Annotated in this window: 5 protein-coding genes, 3 tRNA genes, 1 rRNA gene and 1 other annotated feature; of the genes, 8 read left to right on the plus strand and 1 reads right to left on the minus strand. The window is 30.4% G+C overall.

The genetic code is table 11. From position 1 onward, the window contains the following. Positions 1-60 precede the first annotated feature (60 nt). From greA to murD, 7 genes are all read left to right on the plus strand, one after another. Positions 61-543 carry a transcription elongation factor GreA gene (gene greA / locus NSA50_RS08470; RefSeq protein WP_195265907.1) on the plus strand — a complete coding sequence of 161 codons (483 nt, stop codon included), beginning with the start codon at positions 61-63 and terminating at the stop codon, positions 541-543. Between the two features lie 14 nt (positions 544-557). Then, positions 558-2,063, plus strand: coding sequence for a lysine--tRNA ligase (gene lysS, locus NSA50_RS08475; RefSeq protein WP_195265905.1), 1,506 nt, complete (start codon positions 558-560; stop codon positions 2,061-2,063). A 163-nt stretch (positions 2,064-2,226) separates the two neighbouring features. Next, positions 2,227-2,301: transfer RNA gene (locus tag NSA50_RS08480), tRNA-Asn, on the plus strand. Between the two features lie 31 nt (positions 2,302-2,332). Further along, a tRNA-Asn gene (locus tag NSA50_RS08485) sits at positions 2,333-2,407 on the plus strand. Between the two features lie 31 nt (positions 2,408-2,438). After that, positions 2,439-2,513: transfer RNA gene (locus NSA50_RS08490), tRNA-Asn, on the plus strand. 221 nt (positions 2,514-2,734) lie between these two features. Then, positions 2,735-2,901 (plus strand) — a binding site (T-box leader). A 44-nt stretch (positions 2,902-2,945) separates the two neighbouring features. Next, the gene (locus NSA50_RS08495; protein ID WP_195265903.1) at positions 2,946-4,337 is read left to right on the plus strand and encodes a glycine--tRNA ligase; all 1,392 of its coding nucleotides are present in this window, start codon (positions 2,946-2,948) and stop codon (positions 4,335-4,337) included. A gap of 269 nt (positions 4,338-4,606) precedes the next feature. Beyond that, positions 4,607-5,986, plus strand: coding sequence for a UDP-N-acetylmuramoyl-L-alanine--D-glutamate ligase (gene murD / locus NSA50_RS08500; RefSeq protein WP_257444420.1), 1,380 nt, complete (start codon positions 4,607-4,609; stop codon positions 5,984-5,986). A 33-nt stretch (positions 5,987-6,019) separates the two neighbouring features. Here the strand turns inward: murD and NSA50_RS08505 are convergent, their stop codons facing one another. Beyond that, positions 6,020-7,009 (minus strand): DUF5050 domain-containing protein, encoded by a 990-nt coding sequence (locus tag NSA50_RS08505; RefSeq protein WP_257444422.1) that lies wholly within the window; start codon positions 7,007-7,009, stop codon positions 6,020-6,022. A 501-nt stretch (positions 7,010-7,510) separates the two neighbouring features. On the opposite strand from NSA50_RS08505, the gene NSA50_RS08510 reads away from it, so the two are divergent. Then, positions 7,511-7,823, plus strand: a 16S ribosomal RNA gene (locus NSA50_RS08510); the annotation flags it as partial.

Genomic DNA, 7,823 nt, shown 5'->3' on the forward strand with positions numbered 1-7,823 from the left:
GAATATCAGACCTAGTGTTAGGTATTTAAATAAAAGTAGAAATTTGAAGGGGAGAAAATCATGAGTGAAACTAAAAAGTTCGTAATGACATACGAAGGTGTAAAAAAGTTAGAAGATGAATTAGAATTTTTAAAAACTGTTAAAAGAAAAGAAATAACTGAAAAAATAAAAGTAGCATTAGGATACGGAGATTTAAGCGAAAACTCAGAATATGATGAAGCTAAAAACGAACAAGCATTTACTGAAGGTAGAATTATTCAATTAGAAAATATGCTAAAGAATGCTGTTGTTGTTGATGGATCAGAAATTCCAACAGATAAGGTTGCAGTAGGAACAATAGTTAAAGTTAAGGATTATGAATTTGATGAAGAAGTTGAATATTCAATAGTAGGTTCAGCAGAAGCAGATCCTATGGAATTCAAAATATCAAATGAATCACCAGTAGGAGCTGCTTTATTAGGTAAAAAGGTTGGAGAGATTGTTGAAGTGTTAGTTCCAGGTGGAACAAACAAGTTTGAAGTATTAGGAATAAGAAGAGAGTAACGGAGGGATATTTAATGTCAACTGAGGAAATGAATATACAAGAGTTAGAATCTCAGTTTAGTGAGCAAGAAGCATTAAGAAGAGAAAAACTAATAGAGTTACAAAATCAAGGAAAGGATCCATTTGACGTTTATAAAGTTGAAAGAACACATATGTCAGAGGATGTTAAGGATGATTTTGAAAATTTAGAAGGAACTATAGTTACAGTTGCTGGAAGAATTATGTCTAAGAGGGGTCAAGGAAAAGTTGTATTCTCAGACATACAAGATAGAGATGGAAAAATTCAATTATTTATAAAAATAGATGAAGTAGGAGAAGAAGCCTTAAAATCATATAAAACATATGATTTAGGTGATTGGGTTGTTGCAACTGGAGAAGTGTTTAAAACTAAAACTGGAGAAGTATCAGTTAAAGTTAAGAGCTTCGAATTAATATGTAAATCATTAAAACCATTACCAGAAAAATGGCATGGATTAAAAGATCCAGATTTAAGATATAGACAAAGAGAAGTAGATATGATCTCAAATCCAGAAGTTAAGACTAACTTTATGAAGAGAGCAGCTATACTTAAAGGCGTGAGAGAGTTCTTAGATAACAGAGGATTTATAGAAGTTGAAACTCCAATGCTTGCACCTATAGCAGGAGGAGCATCAGCAAGACCATTTATAACTCATCATAATACTTTAGATATAGATATGTACTTAAGAATAGCTCCAGAATTATATTTAAAGAGATGTATAGTTGCTGGATTAGAAAAAGTTTATGATATGGGAAGAACTTTCAGAAATGAAGGTATGTCTGTAAGACATAATCCTGAGTTTACAATGATAGAATTATATGAAGCATTTTCTGACTATAATGATATGATGGAAATTGCAGAAAATATGATAGCATCAGTATGTGAAAAAGTAAATGGAACAACTAAGGTTAATTATCAAGGTACAGAAATTGACTTTGCACCACCATGGAGAAGAATAACTATGGTTGATGCTGTAAAAGAACATACAGGTATAGATTTTAATGAAATAAAATCAGATGAAGAAGCTCAAACTATAGCTAAAGAAAAGAATTTAGAATTTAAAAAGAATATTAAGCATGTTACAAAAGGTGAAGTGTTAAATGTTCTATTTGAAGAATATGCAGAACAACATATGATACAACCAACCTTTATTTGTGATTATCCAGTAGAAATATCTCCTTTAACTAAAAAGAAAAGAGGAAATGATAAATTTACTGAAAGATTTGAAGGATTTGTATTTGGAAGAGAAATATGTAATGCATATTCCGAATTAAATGACCCAATAGTTCAAAGAGAGAGATTTAATCAACAAGAAAAAGAAAGAGAACTAGGTGATGATGAAGCATACATGATAGATGAAGAGTTTATGAGCGCTTTAGAAACAGGTATGCCTCCAACAGGTGGATTAGGTATAGGTATAGATAGAGTTATAATGTTCTTAACAGATTCAGCATCTATAAGAGATGTTATAATGTTCCCAACAATGAAACCACAAAAATAATATTTTAGGGAGTAAAGTTTTTTGCTCCCATTTTATTTAATTTTATGCAAATGGTTTATTGCTTTTGAATATTTTTTTATTTTTAGAAACTAAAATTAAAAAAATTACAAAAAACACTTGCAATATTAATAAAACTTGATATAATAACTAATGTAGTAAATATTCCGCGATAGCTCAATGGTGGAGCACTCGGCTGTTAACCGATAGGTTGGAGGTTCGAATCCTCTTCGCGGAGCCATTTTAATTTTAAAATTAATTTATAGGAATATTCCGTGGTAGCTCAATGGTGGAGCACTCGGCTGTTAACCGATAGGTTGGAGGTTCGAATCCTCTCCACGGAGCCATTTTAATTTTAAAATTAATTTATAAGAATATTCCGTGGTAGCTCAATGGTGGAGCACTCGGCTGTTAACCGATAGGTTGGAGGTTCGAATCCTCTCCACGGAGCCATTTTTATAAGAGTTTTATAAGAGTAGATAATTTATCTATTGTTATAAAACTCTTTTATTATATAATGATATATAATATTTGAATTCTAGAATTTGAATTATAGTATTTGAAGTTAAGTACAATCAAAATGATATAAGTTATTAATATAATTTAAATATTTAATAAAAAGTCTTTTATACTTGACATATAAAAGGCTTTTGGTAAAATTAATATATAATTTAATAGGTACAATGATAAAGAGGAGTAAACTTAATATTTCTTTTAGAGAGACGATGGTTGGTGTGAATCGTTATTAATTTAAGTTGAAGGGCGCTTTTGAGTATTAACATTGAAAGTTGGGCTAAAGCCAAGAAGGGTGGAACCGCGGAATTGAAATTTCGTCCCTTTAGGTCTGAGGCTTTTTTTATTTATAAAAAAATTGGAGGTATTAAAATGGCAGTAGAAAAAACTATGGAAAAAATAGTTGCTCTTTGTAAGAGTAGAGGTTTTGTATTCCCAGGATCAGAGATATACGGAGGATTAGCGAACTCTTGGGATTACGGTCCATTAGGAGTTGAATTTAAAAATAACGTTAAAAAAGCATGGTGGAAGAAGTTCGTTCAAGAAAGTCCGTATAATGTAGGAGTAGATTGTGCTATATTAATGAATCCAGAAGTATGGGTTGCATCAGGACACGTTGGTGGATTTTCAGATCCTTTAATGGATTGTAAAGAATGTAAAGCAAGATTTAGAGCAGACAAAATTGTAGAAGATCATATGACTGAAAATGGAGCAGAAGTTGCTAGCGCAGATGGATGGTCTAATGAGCAATTAAAGGAATACATAGAAAAGAATAATATAGTATGTCCTAAGTGCGGAAAATTAAATTATACTGATATAAGAAAGTTTAATTTAATGTTTAAAACATTCCAAGGAATAACAGAGGATTCCGCTAGTACAATATACTTAAGACCGGAGACAGCTCAAGGTATATTTGTAAACTTTAAATCAGTGCAAAGAACTTCAAGAAAGAAAGTTCCATTTGGTATTGCTCAAATTGGTAAATCATTTAGAAATGAAATAACTCCAGGAAACTTTACATTTAGAACAAGAGAATTTGAACAAATGGAGTTAGAATTTTTCTGTAAGCCAGGAACAGACTTAGAGTGGTTTAAGTACTGGAAGGATTATTGCTGGAACTTCTTATTAAATCTAGGAGTAGAACAAGATAACTTAAGAATGAGAGATCATGGTGAAGAAGAACTATCATTCTATTCAAATGCAACATCAGATATAGAATATTTATTCCCATTTGGATGGGGTGAATTATGGGGAATAGCTGATAGAACAGATTATGATCTAAAAAAGCATCAAGAACATTCAGGTCAAGATATGAGCTACTTAGATCCAACAACTAACGAAAAATATGTTCCTTATGTTATAGAACCATCTTTAGGAGCTGATAGAGTTGCTTTAGCATTCTTAGTAGATGCATATGATGAAGAAGAGTTAGAAGGTGGAGATGTTAGAACAGTTATGCATTTACATCCAGCTTTAGCTCCATATAAGGCTGCGATTTTACCACTTTCAAAGAAACTTTCCGAAAAAGCCTTAGATGTATATTCTGATTTAAGCAAAAAATTCAATATAGAATATGATGAAGCTGGAAGTATCGGTAAGAGATATAGAAGACAAGACGAAATAGGAACTCCATTCTGTATAACAATAGATTTTGATACTTTAGAAGATGAATCAGTTACTATTAGAAATAGAGATACTATGGAACAAGAGAGAGTAAAAATTTCAGATTTAGAAGCTTACATTGAAAAAAGCTTAGAATTCTAATTCTAAAAAGAGAGGAGATGTTGAAATTCTCCTCTCTTTTGTATTTAATTAATTTAAGTGTTATAATTAGAAGGAATTGGGACAGACTTTAAGAGAGGTTCCAAATTTTACGTTTGGCAAGGAGAAGTTACTAATCCGAACAAATGTGAGAAATGATAATACATATTTAGTTGGTTATAAATGATTTGTTTAATAAGTTTATATTACTAATTTGAACTTACTAAAAAGAGTTTCATATAATATTTTATAGATGGTTTTGGAGGAAGATTATGAAAAAGCAATTTAATGAATTTAAAAGTTTTATAAAAGGGAAAAAAGTTGCTGTTGTAGGAATAGGAGTTAGCAATATACCGCTTATAAGGTTTTTAGTTAAGCTTGGAGCGGTTGTAACTGCATTTGATAAGAAGAATAGAGAAGAGTTAGGTGACATTGCAAAAGAGTTTGATGAATTATCAGTTATCTTAGAACTAGGAGATGGTTACTTAGATAGGTTAACGGGATTTGATGTTGTATTTAAAACTCCTTCAATGAGAATAGATTGTGATGCTTTAGTAAAAGTAAAAAATGAAGGTGCATATATAACTTCAGAAATGGAGGAGTTTGTTAGATATTGTAAGGGGAAAGTTTACGGAATTACAGGAAGTGATGGAAAAACAACAACAACAACGATTATATCAAAGCTTCTAGAAGAAGCAGGATATAAAACGTGGGTTGGTGGAAATATAGGAACCCCATTGTTCTCCGATATAGAAGAAATAGGAGAAGAAGATAAAGTTGTTTTAGAATTATCTAGCTTTCAGCTTATGACTATGGATGCTCCGGTTGATATTGCGATAGTAACAAATCTTGCACCAAATCATTTAGATATGCATCTTGATATGCAAGAATATATAGATGCTAAGAAAAACATATTTTTAAATCAAGATAAAGATGGAGTTTTAATATTAAATAGAGAAAATGAAATAACTCATGGATTCGTTTCAGAGGCAAAAGGAATAGTTAAAGAGTTTAGTTCTAAAAGACAAATTGAAAATGGTGCATACTTAAAGGATAACGTGTTATATCTAGAAGGTAAGATGGTCTGTGATAAAGAAAATATAGCTATTAAAGGAATTCATAATATAGAGAATTATTTAGCTGCATTTTTAGCAACAAAAGATGATGTATCTATAGAGGTTATGAAGAAAGTTGCTGAGAACTTTGGTGGTGTTGAGCATAGATGTGAATTAGTTAGGGAAATTAATGGTGTTAAGTATTATAATGACTCTATAGCTTCAAGTCCAACAAGAACATTAGCTGGATTATTCGCTTTTGAAAGAAAAGTAATTTTAATAGCAGGAGGCTATGATAAGCATATTCCTTTTGAGCCTTTAGCAGAGGAAGGATATCCGTATATAAAGGAATTAATATTGCTAGGAGCTACAAAGGATTTAATTAAAGCTGCATTTTTAAAATTGAAAGAAGAAAAAGGTATTGAAGTTTCTATAAGTCTGGTAGATACTTTGGAGGATGCTGTATTTAAAGCTAAAGAATTAGCAGTAGAGGGGGATATAGTTACTTTATCACCAGCTTGTGCATCTTTTGATATGTTCCCTAACTTTGCTGAAAGAGGAAATAAATTTAAGGAAATAGTAAACAGAATATCATAAAAAAATAAAAGGCCAGATGGCCTTTTATTTTTTTTAGTTTATATTAAGAATTTCTATTTCATTAGTATTTGACGAAGTCTCTATGAAAATTCCCTTATCTGTAGGAAAATATTCATTTGTGAAATCTGAAAATACTTTATTATAATCAAAATTACTATTCTGATCTATAGCTTTAAGTTCATAGATAGAATTTGGATCATTATTATTTATAAAATAAATTTTATCATCGAATTGCTTTAATTTAGTAGCATTAATATCTATAACTTTTTTTACTTCATTATTTGATAAGTCTAAAGAATATAAAGAATTATTATCTGATGTATTTATAAATAATATTTTATTACTATAAGTTATAAAGCTATCTACAGGAGCATCTGTTAATTTGAAGTTTGCACTTTTATCTAATTTTAGGCAGTATAGTTTTGAGGAATCATCCAAATTTTTATAGTATATAGAATTATTATTTACGATAAATTCTCCTACCCTAGTATTTGATAATAATGTTTTAGAGTTAGATTTAACATCAAATGAGTAGATATTTTGGGTATTTAAATCGGTATAATATAATTTCTCATTTTGATAAACTAATCCTTTAGGGTAGCTATCATTAATTTTTGTAACATTCTTTTTTTGATAATCTAATTTATAAAGTCCTTTACTATTAGATGTTGATGAAAAGTAGATGAAATTATTATCAGTAGCTAATGAGTCAACAGAATAATCAAAACTATCTACAACTAAATTGTTAGTTATTTTATTTATAGGTTTAGAAATATCTAATATCGATAATTTATTATTGTTAGCAACATTAGGAAAGAATAAATAATTACCTAAAGATATATATTTAGTATAAGTAGAAGTCTTACCTGAAAGAGTTGCTTTAGTATTATTATTTATATTTTCCTTATATGATGTCGATAGAGATGTAGAGTTGGTTGTAGAAGATGTATCTGAATTCTTGTTTACGCAACCTACAAATAAAAATGTTGATATAATTAGAATAAAAAAAGCCCTTTTTATCATATATGCCTCCCAATATTTAATTTGTATTATTTTATAATAATATTTTAGATTAAAATTGATATTAAGTAAAATAAAATTGTGAAAATATAGATAATTTTGATGAAATATGATATTAATTGTGTTAAAACTGTAGAATTAGCAGTTAACTTTGCCTGGTGTATCATTATATGAAAAAAAGAGAATAAATTAGAATTAGCTAGAAATTTAATAATAAAATAAATAAATAATATGAAATTGGAGTTAGGGATAATTATAATCGTGATATTATAAATAACGTCGTCGGGAACGAAAGCTAAATAACAAGAAAAATTCAAGAAAAATTGATGACAAAAAAGTGTTGACAATTGAGTAGTGAAATGTTATTATGATAAAGCAGTCGATGAGACGGCAAAGTGTAGATCTTTGAAAATTGAACAGAATATAAGTTAAGTAAAAACCAGCAATTCTTTTAGACGTCTTAAAATTAAGACTCAAAGTAATTTGAGCGAAGAGATTAAACTTTTTATTGAGAGTTTGATCCTGGCTCAGGACGAACGCTGGCGGCGTGCCTAACACATGCAAGTCGAGCGAGAGGAGTTCCTTCGGGAACGAATCTAGCGGCGGACGGGTGAGTAACACGTGGGCAACCTGCCTTATAGAGGGGAATAGCCTTCCGAAAGGAAGATTAATACCGCATAACATTACATCTTCGCATGAAGAAGTAATTAAAGGAGCAATCCGCTATAAGATGGGCCCGCGGCGCATTAGCTAGTTGGTGAGGTAACGGCTCACCAAGGCGACGATGCGTAGCCGACCTGAGAGGGTGATCGGCCAC

The organism is Clostridium mucosae, from assembly GCF_024622765.1.
GTDB lineage: Bacteria > Bacillota > Clostridia > Clostridiales > Clostridiaceae > Clostridium.